Origin of the sequence: Mammaliicoccus lentus, assembly GCF_947036595.1 — a bacterium.
In the GTDB taxonomy this organism is placed as follows: Bacteria; Bacillota; Bacilli; order Staphylococcales; family Staphylococcaceae; genus Mammaliicoccus; species Mammaliicoccus lentus.
Window position 1 is genome coordinate 33,374 of the sequence record NZ_OX344834.1, and the last position, 20,534, is coordinate 53,907.

13 protein-coding genes and 1 pseudogene are annotated in these 20,534 nt (G+C 31.1%); 9 read left to right on the forward strand and 5 right to left on the reverse strand.

Annotation, left to right across the window (positions count from 1 at the left end):
• The first annotated feature begins 2 nt into the window (after nucleotides 1-2).
• The 8 genes from walK to ACNMOQ_RS00195 all read left to right on the forward strand — a co-directional run bounded on the left by walK (nucleotide 3) and on the right by ACNMOQ_RS00195 (nucleotide 10,883).
• Complete coding sequence (gene walK / locus ACNMOQ_RS00160; protein ID WP_064211015.1) at nucleotides 3-1,844, forward strand: cell wall metabolism sensor histidine kinase WalK; 1,842 nt, start codon at nucleotides 3-5, stop codon at nucleotides 1,842-1,844.
• Nucleotides 1,837-3,159 carry a YycH family regulatory protein gene (locus tag ACNMOQ_RS00165; RefSeq protein WP_064211014.1) on the forward strand — a complete coding sequence of 441 codons (1,323 nt, stop codon included), beginning with the start codon at nucleotides 1,837-1,839 and terminating at the stop codon, nucleotides 3,157-3,159. Before walK ends, ACNMOQ_RS00165 begins: the two co-directional genes overlap by 8 nt.
• The gene (locus ACNMOQ_RS00170; RefSeq protein WP_416350031.1) at nucleotides 3,159-3,953 is read left to right on the forward strand and encodes a two-component system regulatory protein YycI; all 795 of its coding nucleotides are present in this window, start codon (nucleotides 3,159-3,161) and stop codon (nucleotides 3,951-3,953) included. Before ACNMOQ_RS00165 ends, ACNMOQ_RS00170 begins: the two co-directional genes overlap by 1 nt.
• 44 nt (nucleotides 3,954-3,997) lie before the next feature.
• Entirely contained in the window at nucleotides 3,998-4,780 is a 783-nt protein-coding gene (locus ACNMOQ_RS00175) for an MBL fold metallo-hydrolase (protein WP_082894573.1), read from the forward strand.
• A gap of 295 nt (nucleotides 4,781-5,075) precedes the next feature.
• Entirely contained in the window at nucleotides 5,076-5,555 is a 480-nt protein-coding gene (gene rlmH / locus ACNMOQ_RS00180) for a 23S rRNA (pseudouridine(1915)-N(3))-methyltransferase RlmH (protein ID WP_416350032.1), read from the forward strand.
• A gap of 144 nt (nucleotides 5,556-5,699) precedes the next feature.
• Nucleotides 5,700-7,532 (forward strand): DNA methyltransferase, encoded by a 1,833-nt coding sequence (locus ACNMOQ_RS00185; protein WP_416350033.1) that lies wholly within the window; start codon nucleotides 5,700-5,702, stop codon nucleotides 7,530-7,532.
• 2 nt (nucleotides 7,533-7,534) lie between these two features.
• Entirely contained in the window at nucleotides 7,535-10,093 is a 2,559-nt protein-coding gene (locus tag ACNMOQ_RS00190; protein WP_416350034.1) for a DEAD/DEAH box helicase family protein, read from the forward strand.
• A gap of 10 nt (nucleotides 10,094-10,103) precedes the next feature.
• Nucleotides 10,104-10,883, forward strand: coding sequence for a hypothetical protein (locus ACNMOQ_RS00195; RefSeq protein ID WP_416350035.1), 780 nt, complete (start codon nucleotides 10,104-10,106; stop codon nucleotides 10,881-10,883).
• Nucleotides 10,884-11,399: 516 nt separating this feature from the next.
• Here ACNMOQ_RS00195 and ACNMOQ_RS00200 read toward each other — a convergent pair.
• The 5 genes and pseudogenes from ACNMOQ_RS00200 to ACNMOQ_RS00220 all read right to left on the reverse strand — a co-directional run.
• Entirely contained in the window at nucleotides 11,400-12,380 is a 981-nt protein-coding gene (locus ACNMOQ_RS00200; protein ID WP_064210960.1) for a tRNA dihydrouridine synthase, read from the reverse strand.
• Nucleotides 12,381-12,631: 251 nt separating this feature from the next.
• Nucleotides 12,632-13,111 (reverse strand): nucleoside deaminase, encoded by a 480-nt coding sequence (locus ACNMOQ_RS00205; RefSeq protein WP_064210959.1) that lies wholly within the window; start codon nucleotides 13,109-13,111, stop codon nucleotides 12,632-12,634.
• Between the two features lie 270 nt (nucleotides 13,112-13,381).
• Nucleotides 13,382-15,958, reverse strand: a complete 2,577-nt coding sequence (locus ACNMOQ_RS00210; protein ID WP_416350036.1) for a DEAD/DEAH box helicase family protein — start codon at nucleotides 15,956-15,958, stop codon at nucleotides 13,382-13,384.
• Nucleotide 15,959: 1 nt separating this feature from the next.
• Nucleotides 15,960-17,831, reverse strand: a complete 1,872-nt coding sequence (locus ACNMOQ_RS00215) for a DNA methyltransferase (RefSeq protein WP_416350037.1) — start codon at nucleotides 17,829-17,831, stop codon at nucleotides 15,960-15,962.
• 161 nt (nucleotides 17,832-17,992) lie between these two features.
• A pseudogene (locus tag ACNMOQ_RS00220) lies at nucleotides 17,993-18,355 on the reverse strand (recombinase family protein); the annotation flags it as partial.
• A 436-nt stretch (nucleotides 18,356-18,791) separates the two neighbouring features.
• On the opposite strand from ACNMOQ_RS00220, the gene ACNMOQ_RS00225 reads away from it, so the two are divergent.
• Nucleotides 18,792-20,522: an ATP-dependent nuclease gene (locus ACNMOQ_RS00225; protein WP_416350038.1), complete on the forward strand. Its 1,731-nt coding sequence runs from the start codon at nucleotides 18,792-18,794 to the stop codon at nucleotides 20,520-20,522.
• Nucleotides 20,523-20,534 lie beyond the last annotated feature (12 nt).

The window sequence follows — 20,534 nt, forward strand, 5'->3', positions numbered from 1 at the left end:
CTATGAACTGGTTAAAAAAATTCCAATCCCTCCACATTAAACTTGTTGTAATATATGTTTTATTAATTATTATTGGTATGCAAATAATCGGATTATACTTTACGAACAGTCTAGAAAAAGAAATGACGCGTAACTTTAAGACGAATATCGAACAGCATGTTAAACAGATTAATTACAACATCAAGAAAGCATACAATTCGGAAGATCCAGACCGAAATTTCCAAAAAGAAATACAAGGCATTTTAGATGATTATGCAAATCGCACAGAAATTGATGAAATTCGATTTATCGATGAAGACCAAATTATTGTCGCGACATCTAAAGCCACAAATCAAAATACCGTCAACCAGAAAGTAAACGATAGCTCTGTTCAAAAGGCATTATCATTAGGAAAAGCTAACGACAAAATTGTCTTGAAAAATGATTCTGCAGATAAAAATAGAGTGTGGATTAAAAATATGCCCGTACATTATGACGATAAAGTTGTAGGGGATATTTATGTTGAATCAGATATTGATTCTGTTTATGAACAATTAAATAACATTAACCAAATCTTTATTATCGGTACAGCTATTTCATTATTAATCACAATCGTACTCGGTTTCTTTATTGCGCGAACAATTACGAAACCAATATCAGACATGCGTAATCAGACGTTAGAAATGTCTAAAGGTAACTATACACAGCGCGTAAAAATATACGGTAATGATGAAATCGGCGAACTAGCCCTTTCATTTAATAACTTATCTAAACGTGTACAAGAAGCACAAGCGAATACAGAAAGTGAAAAACGTCGACTAGACTCAGTTATTACACATATGAGCGATGGCGTTTTAGCTACTGACCGTCGAGGTCGTGTTCGTATTATTAATGAGATGGCGCTTAAGATGCTTGGTTTAGAACGTGGAGAAGTTGAATCTAAACATATATTAGATGTCTTAAACATTGATGAAGACTATTCATTGGATGATTTACAAGAAAATAATGATAGTTTTGTTATCGATATTAACGAAGAGGAAGGTCTAATCGTACGTGTTAACTTCAGTACAATTATTCAAGATACTGGGTTTATAAATGGTTACATTGCCGTCTTACATGACGTAACAGAACAACATATTCTTGAAAATGAACGACGTGAATTTGTTGCGAATGTTTCACACGAATTGCGTACACCTTTAACTTCTATGAGAAGTTATATTGAAGCTCTAGAAGAAGGCGCTTGGCGTGATCCAGAAGTTGCACCTACGTTCTTAAATGTTACTAGAGAAGAAACAGACCGTATGATTCGTCTAGTAAACGATTTACTTCAATTATCTAAAATGGATAATTCAGGCGAACAAATGAATACAGAACTAATTGATTTCAACATGTTTATCAATAAAATTATAAATCGTCATGAAATGACACAAGGTAAAAATGTTACGTTTGTACGTGACATACCAGTTAAAGGACTATTTGTAGAAATTGATCCTGATAAGATGACACAAGTATTTGATAATGTCATAACAAATGCGATTAAATACTCACAAGAATCTAAAAAACGTGTCGAGTTTCATGTGAAACAAAATACGTTATATAACAGAATGACAATACAAATTAAAGATAATGGTATTGGTATTCCTGTTAATAAAGTAGATAAAATATTCGATCGATTCTTCAGAGTCGATAAAGCAAGAACACGTAAAATGGGCGGTACTGGTTTAGGTCTCGCAATTACTAAGGAAATCGTAGAATCCCATAATGGTAGAATATGGGCAAACAGTAAAGAAGGCCAAGGTACATCGATTTATATCACATTACCATGTGAAATAATGGAAGATGAGTTTGGTGATTGGGATGCGTAATAAAGAAGTCATTAAATCTGTTATACTCATCATATTCGTATTGTTCAGTGTTTTCATGACATATCGCGTATGGACTTTTACGCCCGAGTTAACTGACTTAGAATCCGATATGAACGCTGAAACACCTGCCATTGGACCTAAAATAAGTAAACCTATAGATAGTGTTATCATGCCCTTAAGAATTATTAATCGAAACGGCACGGATTTGAAAGGGACGTCTAACGTTGAAGAAATCAAGAAGATAACTGATGTTATGTTAGATAAAGATGTAAAGAAAGTAGATATCTTAACGAGTGAATCAGCTGTGCAGTTAGATGATTTATCAGAAAGATATACGGTTTTAGACTTCCCGGACAGTGTCCCGAGTGAAATGTATTTAAATCAAGTTTTAGGACTGAGCATGAGCAATTACCCTAAAATTAATTTTGATAGAATACTCGTAGATACGAAATCAACAGATCGAGCGATTGTATATTTATTAAGTGAAAACAAACAAAAAGCAATCAAGCTGCAAACGACGATTAAAAGTCATGAATTTGATAAAATAAACAAAGAAGCGGCATCTAAATTTAAGCCTTACACAAGTATTATTACAAATCAGAATACGACGAATGAAATCAATCAGATATATGCACCTGAAACAGCAGATAACATCAATATTTATAGATATGTATCGAACAAAATTTCGGTATCGGATTTAAATGATGTAATCTTGGGTGATTCGGTTATTGCTCGTAATAATGATAATCACGTTTCAACTTATAATAACAATACAGGTATAGCGACAGTAAACGAGAAGAAACAAACATACCGTTATACAAATTTATCTGAAGATGAAAACAACATAAAAGACCTTTCTAAATCGATATCTAATTCATTTAAATTTATTAACGAACATGCTGGGTTTACAGATGAGTTTCGCCTATTTGGTACAGACCCGAAACAAGGTAATGTCAATTATAAAATGTTCTTAAATAACTATCCTGTGTTTGATGAAGATAATCTTTCTTCAATTGAAGCATCTTGGGGTAGAGATACTATTACAGAATATAATAGAGGGCTCATTACAACTGGTGTGGCTGTACCTTCTAAGAAAGAATCAGATGAGATACCAACAGCAGAAGAAGTTCGTTTCAATTTAGCCTCAAATGCTGAAATAGATTTTAATAAAGTAACCAATTTTGCTATAGGTTATGATTTATCGTTACCAGTTGATGATATTGATAACCTACAAGATACAATAGAATTCACGCCTAAATGGTATATAAAATATGATGGCGAATGGAAACAGTACGAGAATGGAGGGTTAAAATAATGGATTGGAAACATGCCAAAACACTCTTCATTATCGTATTTATTCTCATTGATATAGGACTGGTTCTTGTTTATTTTAATAAAGTGAATAACTCTATTGTTCAAGAATCAAATGATCAATCTGATGTGAACTTTACAAAAGAAGGTATTGATTTACCGAATTTACCGAGCTATAAAAATAAAGAAATGCAAGCTATCACAGCTGATAGTAAATCGTTCACTTCAAATGACCTAGAAGGGGTTTATACATTATCTGAAAAAGATACGAAAATTAGCAAAGATTTAGATGATGAAAATTTAACAAAAGACAGTAAAGAGCAGACATTTAAATCTCTAATTAATAAAGAAGCCTATAAAGGTAAAGAATATCATCAAAAAGAGAATAATAAAGATAAAAATAAAGTCATATACGAACAAAACTATGATGAACTCCCTATATTGAATAATAGTAAAGGTGAAATTGTCTTTAACATCGAAAATGGAAAAGTTAAGAACTTTACCCAAACATATTTAGATAAGTTAAAACCTGGTACAGGTGATAACAATAGTAAACAAAAAGTAGTCGATGCAAAGACAGCTTTAGAAACCTTATATTACAACACATATTTAACAAAAGGCGATACAGTAGAATCTGTAAGGTTAGGCTATTATAGTGTTGTAAAAGAAATAGGTGGACAAGTACTTGTTCCAAGTTGGGAAGTTAAAGTGAAATCTAAAGAAGAAGGAAAAGAAAAGACGACCTTACTATACGTTGACGCTATTAAGCCAGAATCAACTGTATTAGAAGAATCATAGTTTTAAAAAGCAGTAATTAAAGGAGATGAACACTTGTGATCGCAATGAGCGTACTCGCAAGTGGCAGTACAGGAAATGCCACTTATATAGAATCAGATAAAGGAAGCCTGCTCGTAGATGCTGGATTAACAGGTAAAAAGATAGAAGGTTTATTTCAACAAATAGATAGAAGCATTAGCGACTTAGAAGGCATCTTAGTGACGCATGAACATATCGATCACATTAAAGGGCTAGGCGTTCTCGCAAGAAAATATAAACTACCTATTTATGCTAATAAGAAGACATGGCAGAAAATAGAAGCAAAAGATAAAAACATACCGCTAGATCAAAAATTCAACTTCGAACCATTTGAAACAAAGACATTAGCAGGTATAGATATCGAATCATTTAGCGTGTCACACGATGCGATAGACCCGCAGTTCTATATATTCAATAACGACTACAAAAAGCTAACAATGATTACAGATACAGGATATGTATCAGATAGAATGAAAGGTATGATACATGGCAGTGATGCCTTCGTATTCGAAAGTAACCATGATGTAGATATGTTGCGAATGGGAAGATACCCATGGAAGACGAAACAACGTATATTAAGCGATACGGGACACGTATCAAACGAAGACGCAGCACATGCAATGTGCGATGTTATAACAGGTAATACAAAGCGTATATATTTATCTCATTTAAGCCAAGATAACAACATGAAAGACTTAGCGAGAATGAGCGTGGGTCAAATACTTAACGAACATGATATAGATACGAAAAAAGAAGTCACGTTATGTGATACAGATAAAGAAAAAGCAACACCAATATATTACTTATAACTAAAAGATATCCCCAATTTAGCGGTTGGGGATATCTTTTTATTTTGTGCACAGGAATACACACAGTTATACACAACTGTCCACAAACTGTGTATAAACCATGTACTTACCCACAAAGTTATCCACATTGTATAAAAAACAGTGGATAAATCATAACTAAATGAATAAAAATAACTTACAGAATTTTAAAAAAGAGAACAAAAATTTTAAAATGTTGATATAATGATAACTGAAACTGTGCATAAGTTAATAACCTGTGGATAACTTTTAAGACAATGTATAAAGGTGGATAAAGATGAAAATCACAATTATTACAGTAGGCAAGCTCAAAGAAAAATACTGGAAACAAGCAGTAGACGAATATGACAAGAGACTAGGCGCCTACACAAAGACCGAATTAATCGAAGTAGCAGACGAAAAAGCACCAGATAATATGAGCGAGAAAGATATAGAGATAGTGAAAGAAAAAGAAGCGGACAGAATCATGTCTAAAATCAAAGCAGACAGTCACGTTATTACCTTGGAAATAGAAGGTAAGATGTTAACAAGCGAGCATCTAAGCAAAGAAATAGATAACCTCATGACACGAGGTAACTCACACATAACATTTATCATCGGAGGATCAAACGGGCTACATAGCAAAGTACTACAACGCAGCAACTACGCCCTGTCGTTCAGTAAAATGACCTTCCCACACCAAATGATGAAAGTCGTGTTGATGGAGCAAGTGTATAGAGCATTTAAGATAATGCGTGGGGAGAGTTATCATAAGTAGGTGGGGTTATTTTCAGTTGCTTCATGGCAGTTAGTTAAATTTTTGCATAAAAGATTTTATAAATAATATATTATCTGTGTATTTATATTACAAAGTCTATTATCATGAAGACATATACTAAAATTCGATGTATGGAGAGATAACATGAGTACAAGCATATTATATGAAATTAATAAGATACTAAATGGAATCGAAAGATATTGGATAAATGGCAAATTAGCAAAACAACTAATAATAGAAGATTTAAAAAATAACGATACTAAATTAATTTCTAAACTTTTATCTAATCAATTTATCAATGAAACTTATGTTCAAGATATAGATGGTTATAAAATATTTGATAAAGAAGCGTTTATTTCATTGTTACGTTATAAAAATTATTGGCAAGATAGCTATACTAAATATGCTAATAAAATTGGTTTAACGACGGAAGGTAAATATTTGAATTATAATTCTGATGTGGTATTAGATTTTCCATTTAAAGATTGTATACTTGAAGGTGGGATGACAAAAGAAGATAGTATTTTAAGAAATGATGAAAAATTTTATAATGAAGTGGTTGCAAAAGAAGAAATTGATACTTTATTGACACCTAAAGCTTTCACGAAAATTAAAAAATACAATAAAGATGGCACTCATAATATTAAAGAAATTACAGATAAGGATAATTTAATTATAAAGGGTAATAACTTAACTGCGTTACATAGTTTAAAAAAGAAATACACTGGTAAAGTGAAACTGATCTACATTGATCCACCATATAATACTGGAAATGATGAGTTTAAGTATAATGATAGATTTAATAAAGCTACTTGGTTAACATTTATGAAAAACAGACTGGAAGTTGCAAGAGAGCTTTTAAGTGATGATGGTATTTTATTTGTTAGTTTAGATGATAATGAAGCACACTATGCTAAGGTTCTTATCGATTCTATATTTGGAAGTGAAAACTTTATTGCTGATATTTGTCATAAAGCAAGGGCTTCAGTTTCTAATGATAAAATCATATCCTCAAATCATAATCATATTTTATTTTTTGCAAAAAGTGAACGTAAACTTTATAGTCAAAGACATCGTTTAGGTATTAAAAATAAACTAGAAGGATTTAATCTTGAAGATGAAAATGGATTTTATAAAATTATTCCAGTAGATGGACCTGGAGGAGCAGCAAAAGGGAACCCGTACTACGAGTTTCTAGGTGTGTCAGGTTATTGGCGATATTCTTTTGAAACTATGAATAAGTTATATGAAAAAGGACAAATTATAAAAAGAAAAAATACAATTGGAAAAAAATATTATAAAATTGAAGCTGAAAATAAAAAAAGGAAAATAACTACATGGTGGGATGAATCATTATTAACATCTACCGCTACAAAACAACTTAGTGATTTATTTGGCGAAAAAAAATTTAATAATCCTAAAAATGAAAGTTTATTACAACTAATATTAGAATATTGTACTAAAGAAAAAGATTTAGTATTAGACTTTTTCATGGGCTCAGGAACAACTCAAGCTGTTGCTCATAAAATGAATCGTCAATATATTGGTATTGAACAAATGGACTATATTAATACTGTTTCTGTTCCACGTTTACAAAAAGTTATTGATGGTGAACAAGGTGGTATATCAAAAGATATAGAATGGCAAGGCGGAGGTTCTTTTGTATATACAGAATTAGCAAAAGAAAATCAAGAAATTGTTGAGGGTATTATAAAATGTAGTAATAAAGATAATCTCAAACATCAAATAGATGTTTTAGTAAATGAAGGAGTTCTTAATTATGAAGTAGATTTTGATAAGTTTACAAATACTAAAAAAGAATTCAGTGAATTAGAAATTGATGAACAAAAAGAAGTCTTGATTAGAATATTAGATAATAATCAATTATACGTTAATTACTCTGATATTGAGGATTCTTCGTATAATTTTACAGAAGATGAGATTGCATTTAACCATAGCTTTTACGGAGGTGAGTAACAATGTCGGAAATGCTACATGATCGTATAGAAAACCAATTATTTTTACAATATCCAGATATACCTAATTATATTATTGATAATTTGAATCATCGTCTAAGACCGTACCAAGAAGAAGCCGTTCAAAGACTAATGTATCTTGAGGAACAAGATGAAGGTAATTTATACAACAAATTGATGTTTAATATGGCGACAGGTTCTGGTAAAACACTTGTGTTAGCTGCATCAGTATTATATTTATTTAAAGAAAAAGGTTATCAAAATTTCTTGTTTTTCGTTAACAGTACAGCGATTGTCAATAAAACGTATGACAATTTAACCAACACGTCATCTAGTAAGTATTTATTTAATCCAGAAGGTATTGTTATTGATGGCAAAGCAGTAAATATTCAAGTAGTAGATAATTATCCTGTGCTACCTGATGAAAATACAATTTATCTTAAATTAACAACGATCAATGCACTACATGATAAATTAAATTATCCAAGAGAAAATGATATTACATATGAAGATCTAGCTCAATTTCCTATTGTTTTATTAGCTGATGAAGCTCATCATTTGAATGTTAGTACAAAGAAAAAAGGTAAAAAAAATAAAGAACAAATTGAAGAAACTAACTGGGAAGTAACCGTTGATAGAATTATGAAACAAAATAATAAGAATAAGTTATTAGAATTTACAGCTACGGTACAGTTAGAAGATGATATTTTTGAAAAGTATAAAGATAGAATTCTTTATCGTTATGATTTAAAGGAATTTATGCAACAAGGATATTCAAAAAATGTGACACTTTTATATGCGAGTGAAGAAAATGAAGATAAAATTATACATGCTTTATTAATGAATGAATATAAAAAATATATAGCTGATAAAAACCATATAACTCTTAAGCCAGTTATAATGTTTCAATCTACTTCTATTAAAGGTTCACAAGAAATACATCAAATGATGCTTGATCGTTTAGCACAGTTAACTTATGAGCAATTAGAAACGATTATTGATGATGGCTATAAATTTTACAGTGGTCAAAATAGTATTTGGAGTAAAGTGTTTGGTTTTTATAAACAAGCAAATTTACTAAAAGTGTTAGATGACTTGAAATGGGATTTTAATGAACAAACTACATTAAATGTTAACAACGATAAAGAGAAAGAGAAAAATGCTCAACTCCTGAATAATCTAGAAGATTCTGACAATCCTATAAGAGCTATATTTGCGGTTTACAAACTTAATGAAGGTTGGGATGTCTTAAACCTATTTGATATTGTCAAAGTTGATGAGAAGAAAAAGGTCAATAAAAATGCCACGAATGCAGAAGCTCAACTCATTGGTCGTGGGGCGAGGTATTATCCATTTATTTATGAAAAAGAAAAATCTTATAAACGCAGATTTGATAACGAAATTAGTGATTTAAAAGCTATCGAAACGTTACATTATCATACGATTAATGATTCTTCTTATATTAAAAATTTACATCAATCTTTAACAGAAGCAAAAGTTCAGACAAATGCTGATATCAGCGAGATACACGAAGGAAAAGTGAAAAATAAATTTAAAAAGACTGACCTTTTCAAATTTGGGAAAATATATGTTAACAAAACAGTACCAACAACTGCTGAGGACTACAAGAATTTAGAAGATTATAGTGCATCTAGGGAATATCAGAAGGATTTATTCAAGGTAAGTGAGTCTAATTTAACTCAAGGTATTAAAGCTATAGCAGAAGACCGTAAAGAAGTAAAATTAAAGCTTAATAAGCCATTACTACAAAAAGCTTTAAGAAGTAATCCATTCTTTAGATATTCTAATTTAAAAGAGTATGTACCTAGCATAACAAGTATGCAGACATTTATAGAGTCAAAAGATTTTTTAGGAGATTTAGAAATAAGTGTAACGATACCTAAAGAGATGGATATCAGTGATATCAGACCAAAACTAAAGTTGTCTGTATTGAATGATTATTTAAGTAAATTAGAAACAAAAATTAAAAATAATTATCTAAAAGTTAAAGGTACACCTATTTTTGAAGGTATTAAGCTATCAGAATTAATCGATGATTATGTTGTTGAAGTCAATAATGTAAATAGAGATGTAACAGATTTAGACAATCAGAAGAGACCTAAAAACATGGGACAACATGATTGGTACATTTATGATAAAGCCATAGTAAATGGTCTTGAGCGTGATTTGATTGATTTAATCAATAATATGATGGGAGATTTACAAAATAAATATGATGAAGTCTATTTAATACGTAATGAACGTAAAATTAAGTTCAGAGAAATCAATGGTGTTAGAGGCTTTATGCCTGATTTCTTATTGTACTTAAAAGATAATGAATACACATATCAGGTATTTGTAGAACCTAAAGGTCAACACTTATTATTAAATGATAAATGGAAAGAGCAATTTATGTTATCTCTTAACGAAAGAGATGATATTGAAGTGCTTGCCGAAAATGATGATGTTAGATTACTAGGTCTATGCTTCTATTCAGATGATTCAGCAAAAAGAAAAGAATTTAAAGAACAATTTCATGACACTTTATTAAATAATCTATAGGAAGGTGCTTATGGTCAATAAACCGAAAGTTTATGAAGAGTTTTTTTATAAAGTAGATAATAAAACAATGGATATTGAAGATTTAAACGCTTGTATTGAAAAAGATTATAGAAATATAAATAAGTATAGAGGACAGATGTTCTGTCCCGAATGTAAAGTAGCAGAATTGACTTATATTAGTAAAACAACGACTAGGTGTGCTCATTTGAAAAAAATCCCATCATCAAATCATTATTCAAATTGTACTTATAAATATGAATATATACATCAAAATTTATTAATAAAATATATTGAAAACTTAAATTATAATCAAGTTCAAGATAAGTTAAATGCAATTATGAATATGTTGTTTAATAGCAAAGTCAATAAAAATATAGAGAATAAGAACAATAGTAAAACGAATGATGATTTGGCTAATCCTAATTTAGTACCGGATATAACAAAAAAGCAAAGAGATTTTAAAGCGATTAGAAGAAAGAAATTACAAGGATGGATTGATAAATCATACGAATCAGATTTATATTTATTCTATGGAGAAGTAAAATTGTCAGTTGAAGAAAAAACTAGTAAAAATAATACAAATTTTAAATTTAATATTTTGACACTTTATACAAAAAATAAATTTGGAGAATGGAAGTTTCGTGCAACTATCTATAGACATAATATAAAAGATAAAATAAATGAAGAGAGTATATATCAAATAGCGTTAATAGGGAGATTTAAAATTGATAAAAAATATCCAAAAATTAATCTGATAAATAATAATGCTATTAAGTTCGAATTAATTTAATTATAAATTTGAACTATGTTATGAAATCCGTTCTGTTTTAATTCATATCCAAAATATTTTTAATACCATCAAACTTTTTGTAACTTTAAATGTAAAGTATGTACATTTTCTGATAATGTTTGAAGAGGAAGGACCATCGACATGAGTATTTTTATGATTTATGGAATAATAAAAGAAAACAGTGTCTTTGTGTCTTATCTTTAAAAAATGTTAAAATGATTATAAATAAAATCCATCATTAACTGATAAGCAGAAGAGTTTCATAAGTGATATGAAAATTAATAGTATGGAGACTGCGACATAATTGTCTTAGAAATAAAAAAACAGTAGAAATTCAATTTTAATAATGAGTTTCTACTGTTTTTCTTATATTTATTGTCATTAAGGCAAATTTCTAATTTGAGTTTTACTTTGGATTTTCCTCATAATGATAAAAGAGTGAAAGCCAATACGTAACTACAATAAAGTTTAAAATTGTAGGGTGAAAAATCTTATTCTTGCTTGAAACAGTGTGCTTTAAGATTCTATATCTTCCTCTATTTTCGCTTCAAAGTCATCGAGTAATGCACGAACTTCGTCTGTTGATTGTGTACTCATCAATTGATGTCGTAGTTCACTTGCACCTCTAATCCCTCGTACGTAGATTTTAAAGAATCTGCGTAAACTTTTGAATTGTCGATTTTCTTTTTGAGAATATTTGTCGAATAATGTTAGATGTAATCTTAACAAGTCCAATAGTTCTTTACTCGTATGTTCGCGTGGTTCTTTTTCAAAAGCAAAGGGATTATGAAAAATGCCTCTACCGATCATTACACCATCAATGCCATATTTTGTTGCAAGTTCAAGCCCTGTTTTTCTGTCTGGAATATCACCGTTAATAGTTAGCAATGTATTTGGTGCGATTTCATCACGCAAATTTTTGACTGCTTCGATTAATTCCCAGTGTGCATCTACATTACTCATCTCTTTACGAGTACGGAGGTGGATAGATAAGTTTGCAATGTCTTGTTCGAAGACGTGTTTTAACCAATCTTTCCACTCATCTATTTCATAATATCCGAGGCGGGTTTTTACACTTACCGGTAGACCACCTGCTTTAGATGCTTGAATAATTTCAGCCGCGGTTTCAGGTCGAAGTATCAATCCAGAACCTTTACCTTTTTTTGCAACATTGGCTACGGGACAACCCATATTTAAATCAATACCTTTAAAGCCCATCTCTGCCATACCGATACTCATTTCTCGGAAATGCTCTGGCTTGTCTCCCCATATATGAGCAACTATAGGCTGTTCATCTTCACTAAATGTTAAGCGTCCGCGAACGCTATCTATACCTTCAGGGTGACAAAAGCTATCAGTATTCGTAAATTCAGTGAAAAATACATCTGGCCTAGCTGCTTCACTAACAACATGACGAAAGACGATATCTGTAACGTCTTCCATAGGTGCCAAAATAAAAAATGGACGTGGTAATTCACTCCAAAAATTTTCTTTCATAATATATTTAAACCTTCTTTTCTATTATTATCTCGTCTTTATCCATGATGATATTACCATAAATTTTCAACTTACACAAAAGGATATTGACCAGTCACAGACTGAATGAAGGGATGGCTAATGGTGGTAAAGAAATTAATAATGGGGAAGTGTATCACAAATGAAGGGGGTTAATCACACACGTAGATTTTTTGAATATAAAAATCCCCTCAACATCTTTCGAATAATGAGGGGAATTATTTAAGAATATATTAATTTTTTTCGTGTAACTTTAAATGTAATGCATGTACTTTTTCTGCTAATTCATCAACAGGACCATCGACATCAGCATTTTCTATAATTTGTTGAATAGGTAGACTTTTTACTGGTGATTGTGGAACTCCCATGTCACTCAACCACTTACCTAATTGTTCTGAAGAACTTGCATAAACGATTCTACCAAGACCTACCCAACCATGTGCAGCCGCACACATCGGGCAGTGTTCCCCAGAAGTATAAACAGTTGCTGACTTGCGTTCTTCAGGAGATAAATGATTTGCAGCCCATCTCGCTATTTCAAATTCAGGATGTCTTGTATGATCACCGCCACTAACACGATTATGATCTTCAAATAAAATGTCACCTTCAGAACTCACTATAATAGATCCAAAAGGTTCATCTCCCTTATTCAGCGCTTGTTCCGCTAACTCGACACACCTTTCTAAAAAAGTAATATCAGATTCACTAACCATTAAATTGCCTCCTTAGTTATTATAGACCTAACATTAATAAAAAATACAAAACATTACAAATGAATAGTATGTTGAAAATGAACTAATGCCATCTATGAATGGAAAGTCCGTGATATCAGATTTAGCAAGATTTTATAGATAGATTGATAACATGATATTGAAATTAGAGGGCGATTATCTATTTAAAGAACACTCTTTTAATTTAGCACTTTTAAGTACTAAAATTTTTAAAAAGCTCAAATTGAGTTATCTTCCTTTATCAAAAATAATTTATAATAATTTATTTTTGAAATCTTGACGGAAATCTTGTTTCTGCTCACTTTCATTAGAATAGAATTTAATACCTAAAAGTTTAACTTTTTCATTTTCAGATAAAACTTCTATTCTTTCATCCTGATTTAATGACAATAAAAATTCTTCTTTCCAACGATCCTCAAGTTGCAAATGGCTACCTTTAGGTTCCAAGAAGACCTGATAAGTGTAGTCTTCACCTTGCAGGTAGAGAAGAAAATCAGGCATAAAGCCACGTGTACCATTGATTTCAACAATTTTAACTTTTCGTTCATTTCTGATGAGATAGACTTCTTGATATTTTTCTTTTAGTTCTTCCACATAATCATTAATAAAATTGATAAACGAGCTCTCCAAACCATTGACAATAGCTTGGTCATAAACATACCAGTCGTTGTCTCGCATATTTCTTTTTTGTATCGCTTCATTCATATTGGACACTTTAGTATTGACCTTATTCAACTCAATATAGTAATCATTGATTAGTTCAGGCATGGAAACACCTTCAAAGACTGGAGTGCCACGTTCTTTCATATAATTTGCTTTCATCTTTTTCTCTACATAATCAAAATATTTCTCGACCATTTTAAGTTTACTTAAAGGACTCAGACGATGTAATTCCAAACTGAGAGGCATGGTGATATAGAATGTCAATTCTCCAAGGAAATTGGGACTTTCAATGAAATCCTTCATGCTCGATATGGCAGGAATATATGTTTTGAAATTATTGAAGTGAAAGAAAGGCTTTCGTTGTAGCGCCTTTCGGATATAGACACGGTCTACACACCAAGTCACTTCATGTGTTTGTCCGACACCTGGCTGTTTGGTACGTTTGCCATAGTGCTGTTCAATGGTGATTTCAAATGGTATCTCATAATTTGTCGTCACATTATAGTGCGAGAGTGTTCTATAATCATCTGCAGTCGTTTTCTCTAGTTTATTAATATAAATCTTACCATTTTTGAACACGGAGCTCTTTTTAAATGCAGGCTTAAGATTTGCTTCTACACGATCGTATTCGTCTTCTTTTAATTGTATGCTCGCAGATTCGAGTGATTTTTCCAAATTTTTAATATAGATATTCTCATTAATTGTATGATAATGCAGGCTTTCAATGACTTTGAGATCTGTCTGTACTAAATCGAACCGTCTTGTATATAAGCGCTCTTCCTGGTATTCAAAAGGATAGTACCGTGCCCCACGGCCAATTAGTTGGGCTTCACTGTCTGTCGTCATCTTTGTTGAAGTGGCTCCTTCACTGATTCTCACAATGTCGAACAGGTTCAATACATCCCAGCCTTCATTAAGCTTTGCGACGGCAAAGATGGCACGAATTGGATTGTTGTCCTCCTCCAATGTATTCAATAGTAGGGCATTATCTTCCGAAAGGAAGGATTTATCATTAGCATTTAGAATAGTTTCTTCTGTGAAACCCCACTGTAGGTCACGAATGACTTCAGGCAGGGATTGATCTTTATAATACTCGAACATCTTGCTCCATATACTGTTTTCATGCTTGTAGGTAGCATGGCCAAGATTGATGATATGTGATAGGCTTTCCACGTTCAGTCCTTGTACAGTGTTTAATAGGCGTTCATTGGCGGATAGGGAAGTCGCAATCTTATTGGACTTAAACAGAATGATTGGCTTTAATGTGATGTTATTCTCTAGAGCAATGTATTTACGGTATTCACTCAACAGAATGGCATTCAGCATCTTGTTCTCATCTGCTTCATCAGAACGCAACAATACCACATTCTTCGAACACCCATCATTCATGAACCGTCTCAGATCATATTGATAGACAATCTTGTCCTTATACTTTTCGAATAGCACATCCTGATTCAAGTTGATGGTTGCTGTATACTCTAATAGTCGATTGGCAGGATTTAGTTGAAGTAGGGTGTTTACGGTATTCTCCCATGTTCTTTCTTCATATTCTTTAGTATTAAGTTTCCGTTTATCCCTGCGTGTCCATGCATTGATATGATGGGCTTCATCGGCCAACAGAACAAGACGCGTATTCTCCAGAGATTCATAAGTCAACATATTTTCTTTTGGGGCTGTCAGGTCAGTATGTAGTTTTTGAATAGTGGTTAGCTTCAAGTAAATTGTATTGGCATCTGGAAATACCGGAAATACATCGACAACTTGAATGGAAACTCGCTGTCCATCTATCACAATGCCCTCTTTTCGGAATAAATACTTACTGGAACTTTCATTTGTGAGATTATCATAGGTCTTTTTAATAATGGCATCACTATTCACAAAGAAGATAAAGTTCTGTTGGCTGTGTGCCTTAAATAGATACAGAATGGTCGAAGCTAGGACAAGTGTCTTTCCTGATCCAGTTGCCATATGAAACAACAGATGATTGAAAGAAAGATCTGCACTATCCAGTTCTTGTGTATAAATGAGCTGTTTCAATGCTTGTGATTGGTATTCCCGCAATGGATGGCTCAAGTTATCTTGAACGTATGCAGGTACTTCTGGTGGCTCTTCAAACAAGGAGTTGAACTGTGCTTCAATTCTTTTATGAAGAATTTCGTTACTCATCTTAATCACCTTCTTTTTGATAGAAAGAATGGTTGAAAGTCTTTACTGAATCAGAAATATCATACTGACTGTCTTCAATTTCAGAGTAATTGAGATACAGTTGGTTCATATCCAACACTTGAATCAGCACGTCTTTTTGTTCCTCTAGAGATAGTGATTTAAAGTCTTCATGTTCTGTAGTGACCTTTTCTAAATCAACCTTAAAATTTAAGTATGCTAAGTTTTTTATTTTTTTAATGACAAGCTTTAGCTCATTAGAATCTTTGCAAGATTGAATATCGTAAAGGTATTTTTCGTTTAAATTATATAATTCTGCATATACAAAACTTCCTCCACCACTCCATCCTAACTCTTCTGAAATCCCACCCTGTTCTCCATTGATTACTTGCTGGAGACGTGGGAGAGATATAGTTTCTATATAGTCCATTTGTTCAATCCCTATAAATCGACGATTCATTTTCATAGCAACTGCTGGAGTAGTTGCAGTTCCCATAAAATAATCAAGCACAATATCATTCTCATTTGATATTAGAGATATAATATTTTGTACCAATTTCTCAGGTTTAGCATAATCAAAAACTCTACTTCCGAATAGTGTTTTAATTTCATCAGCACTTCTCTGATTTGTGCCATAAGAAGAATCCCAAAAATCACTCGAAATTTGTCCTTTTTCTATTGTGTTTTTAAGATATATTTTTCCATATGGAATTTGTTTTCCTTTACTTGGCCAATGAATATCATCATTGTCGTACATTTCTTTATATTCTTTTTCATCAATCATCCAAGGTCCATAAAGTTTATCACCATCTGGAGTAATTACTTCATACTTATATCTTCCTCTAGTTAAGTCCAATATATTTGCCCTTCTATATTTTTCGCCATTGGTATCAGTATAACTATATTCTTTTTGAGCTTTCTCTGTTAATGGTAGGTAATTTAATTTCGTTTTACTTTCTTTACGATATAAAAGAATATAATCTATTACATTTGCAAAATCTCCAATATTTGATTGATTGTCTGTTTTTCTCCAAGTAATCGTTCCTATATATCTTTTAGGATCTTTGTTCACTTCAAAAACATCATCCATTAAAATCTTCAAATGAGCGTAGGCATCTACCCCAATAACCACGGCAATGATACCTTTATCAGATAATAATTCTCTAGAAATTGAAAGTCTATTTTTCATAAAAGTTAACCATGTAGATAATTTAAAATTAGAATTATATTTAAAACTATCATTACTCTTAATCTTGTTAAAATAATATGGTGGATCTATAAATATCCCTTTTACTGAGTTTTGATATCTTTTCTTCAAAGTAGATAAAACTAATAAATTATTTCCCTTCAGTATAAGGTTATCAGTATCATTAAAATCATATACTTCAGTAGAATCTCTTTTATTATACTTTTTAGCATTTGTTAAAACTTTAGGAGATAGCAAAGTATCTATTTCTTCTTTAGCTAAAACATTATGATAATAAATCTCTTTTTTTCCAATATCATCTTTTGTCATCCCACCTTCAAGTACGCTATCTTTATGTGGGAAGTCTAGTACGATATCTGTATTGTACTTTAAATATTTGCCTTCGCTGGTAAGACCAATTTCATTTGTATATTTTGTATAGCTGTTATCCCAATAGTTTTTGAAACGTAGCATGCTTATAAAATCTTCTGTTTTAAAAACTGATCCCGAGGGTAGTTGAAGAGCGTATGTTTCTTTTACCAAGTTATTAGATAAAAGAGCTTCTATTATTTTTTCGTTATATGCTCTTATATCTTCAATCACTTTATTCTTCAATAATATATCTTTTTTCCAATATTCAGGAAAGTTTTTTAAAACTTCATTTACCTCTTGCTGTAGTTTTGTATCCATAAAATTATTTCCTCCAATCTTTTCTTTGGTCTGACTATTAACTATATTATAAAATAGTACTTTTCAATACACCAGTCATTCTGGTTATTTCATTTATCATGTGCTTCTTACTTTTATAAAGAGACATGCCCGTCTCTCTTCTATAACTATAGAAAATTTAAGCCTTCTCCCTATTCTATCTCTTGAACGAGCAGAAGCTAGTCATTTTTTGTTCTTTCACTCAATAGATTGGCTTCGAGTTCTGCAAAGGCTCTCATCATCGTAAAGAACATTTTACTCATAGCATTTTTTGTGTTGGTATTCATATCAATAATTTCTAAATCAATACCTTGTTCTTCAAGGTATTGAGAGAGTTCTATAAGTTGCTTTGTTGTCCTACCAAGTCCATTTAGTTTTGTTAAAACTAAAGTGTTATCTTCACGCATGTAATCTAAACAATTATTAGGCTCTGTTCGTTGACATTTTTGTCCATTGACTCTCTCTGGAAATATTCGAACACATCCATGTTCTTTTGGTATATCTATTTGACTATCTAGGTCCTAATCTTTTGTACTCACTCTGGCATAATCAATTTTACTCATTCTTTGACTTCCTTAAATGTTTTTTAGTAAGGAAGATACATGTCTTGTACTCTAATAAGCATACAGTAGATTATCTTATAGTCCAAAAACTCTAGAAGTTTCAATAATATTGTACATAGATAATTATACGGGTTTTTAAAACTTTAAACTATAGTAAAATCACTGATTTTACCTTTCTTTCTACTCTTCCAATAGACAGTCATTGTTTAGAATCATGATTTATATAATTTGAGGACGCTAATCATTCTTAATGAATTATATTTAACTGACTTTACAGGATAATAATTATTTATAATGATACAATAAAAGTAATTATACTAAATAAAATAAGTTTTAAAAATTTACGGAATTTAAATTTTATAATGAGAGGAAAGTAACTATGATTTTAAACTATTTAACTATTGAAAATTTCAGAAACTTTAAATACGTAGATTTGGATTTAACAAATCGTAATATTATTTTTGGTCTTAACGATATAGGAAAGAGTAATTTTTTATCAGCATTACGTTTTTTATTGGATAGAAATTATAGAAAAAATGGGTTTGTAGATTCTGATTTCTACAATAGAGATATTTCGCAGTCTATTAATATAACTCTTAAAATCGATATAAGTGATAACGAAGAGGACGAAGATAACAGAAAAATATTTTCTATGATGAGAGGGGCTATTACAACTCAGGCTACCTCGGTTTTTATTCAAATCCGCTCAACATATGATCATGAAACATTAGTTGGGGAACCTCTAATGTATTGGGGTGAAGATAAAGATAATTTAGAAGAAATCCCAAGCAGTCAAACTTTCTACGAATTGGACAGGTATTTTAATGTAGTTTTTATAGATTCATCTATACAACTTGAAAATACGTTTAAGCGTTATTCTAGAGAGATATTGAAAAATCACACTAGTTTTAGTGATGAAGAAAGAGAATTATTAAAAACTAACATTAGTAAATTAAATGAGAGTGTTAGTAAATTAGAAACTATACAAAAATTCGAAGAAGATCTATCCAATGAATATAGAAGGTTTAAAGAAGAAAAGGATTTTAAACTTTCAATACAATCAGAAATAGAACTAAATAATATTCATAACAAACTGACTCCTTACATACAACATGAAAATACAGGTCATTATCCCACTTCTGGAGATGGAAGAAAAAAACTTCTAGCATATACCCTCTTAACTTTAGAAAATAGAAGAATTGAAGAAAGAAAAATCAATATATTTCTTGTAGAAGAGTTAGAAAACCATTTACACAGGTCAATGCAAATATCGTTATCTTATCAAATTTTTAATGATGAATTATTTAAATATTTATTTATGACCACTCATTCTTCATTAATGGTAAGTCAGATGGATAATGTTAATTTGGTGAAGCTCTTTAAAAATCCTAATGTAGTAGGTGCATCAGTTGTATACAAAGTTCCAGAAGAATACATGACTTTAAAACAAAAGCTCAATCAACAATTAGCTGAAGCAATATATGCCGATATAGTCCTATTAGTAGAAGGTCCTTCTGAGAAGATATTATTTGAAAGGGTGTTAAACAATAAATGCGAAAGGTATGAAAGTTACGGTGGATACATTCTCGAAGTAGACGGGATAAATTTTAAAGAGTACTTTGATATTCTAACTAATTTAGGTATAACCGTGATTGTTAAAACTGACAACGATTTACAAAAAGTAAGTGGTAGGGAAGAATATAATCTCTTAGGCTTGAATAGATGTCGTAAACTTGTTAATAAAAATAACATTGAAAAAATTAATGATATAAATCCAGTAGAATATGAGAGTAATATTCAATACTCTGTAGATAAAAAGAGAGAAATATATGTAGATAACTATTCATACATTAATGAGTTAGAACAAGATTTAATATATCTATCGAGGGTCGATTTAGAATATGATCTTGCTGAGATAATTCCAGAGACCATTCAAGACCTAGCGACAAATAATAATTCTCAGAAAGATGGAGTGGAATATTTACAAAGTGCAAAACTCATTAATATGATTGAATTATGCAAAGTGTTAAACACAGATTCTATAAATGAAATTTACAATCATGATAATTTTAAATGTTTAAAGGTGATGGTAGACTTATGTGGCCAATAGATAAAACAGTTC

What these genes read in the sequence shown, in the direction of transcription:
- walK (WP_064211015.1), top strand. Translation starts at nt 3, where the DNA reads ATGAACTGGTTAAAAAAATTCCAATCCCTCCACATTAAACTTGTTGTA.
- ACNMOQ_RS00165 (WP_064211014.1), top strand. Translation starts at nt 1,837, where the DNA reads ATGCGTAATAAAGAAGTCATTAAATCTGTTATACTCATCATATTCGTA.
- ACNMOQ_RS00170 (WP_416350031.1), top strand. Translation starts at nt 3,159, where the DNA reads ATGGATTGGAAACATGCCAAAACACTCTTCATTATCGTATTTATTCTC.
- ACNMOQ_RS00175 (WP_082894573.1), top strand. Translation starts at nt 3,998, where the DNA reads ATGAGCGTACTCGCAAGTGGCAGTACAGGAAATGCCACTTATATAGAA.
- rlmH (WP_416350032.1), top strand. Translation starts at nt 5,076, where the DNA reads ATGAAAATCACAATTATTACAGTAGGCAAGCTCAAAGAAAAATACTGG.
- ACNMOQ_RS00185 (WP_416350033.1), top strand. Translation starts at nt 5,700, where the DNA reads ATGAGTACAAGCATATTATATGAAATTAATAAGATACTAAATGGAATC.
- ACNMOQ_RS00190 (WP_416350034.1), top strand. Translation starts at nt 7,535, where the DNA reads ATGTCGGAAATGCTACATGATCGTATAGAAAACCAATTATTTTTACAA.
- ACNMOQ_RS00195 (WP_416350035.1), top strand. Translation starts at nt 10,104, where the DNA reads ATGGTCAATAAACCGAAAGTTTATGAAGAGTTTTTTTATAAAGTAGAT.
- ACNMOQ_RS00200 (WP_064210960.1), bottom strand. Translation starts at nt 12,380, where the DNA reads ATGAAAGAAAATTTTTGGAGTGAATTACCACGTCCATTTTTTATTTTG.
- ACNMOQ_RS00205 (WP_064210959.1), bottom strand. Translation starts at nt 13,111, where the DNA reads ATGGTTAGTGAATCTGATATTACTTTTTTAGAAAGGTGTGTCGAGTTA.
- ACNMOQ_RS00210 (WP_416350036.1), bottom strand. Translation starts at nt 15,958, where the DNA reads ATGAGTAACGAAATTCTTCATAAAAGAATTGAAGCACAGTTCAACTCC.
- ACNMOQ_RS00215 (WP_416350037.1), bottom strand. Translation starts at nt 17,831, where the DNA reads ATGGATACAAAACTACAGCAAGAGGTAAATGAAGTTTTAAAAAACTTT.
- ACNMOQ_RS00225 (WP_416350038.1), top strand. Translation starts at nt 18,792, where the DNA reads ATGATTTTAAACTATTTAACTATTGAAAATTTCAGAAACTTTAAATAC.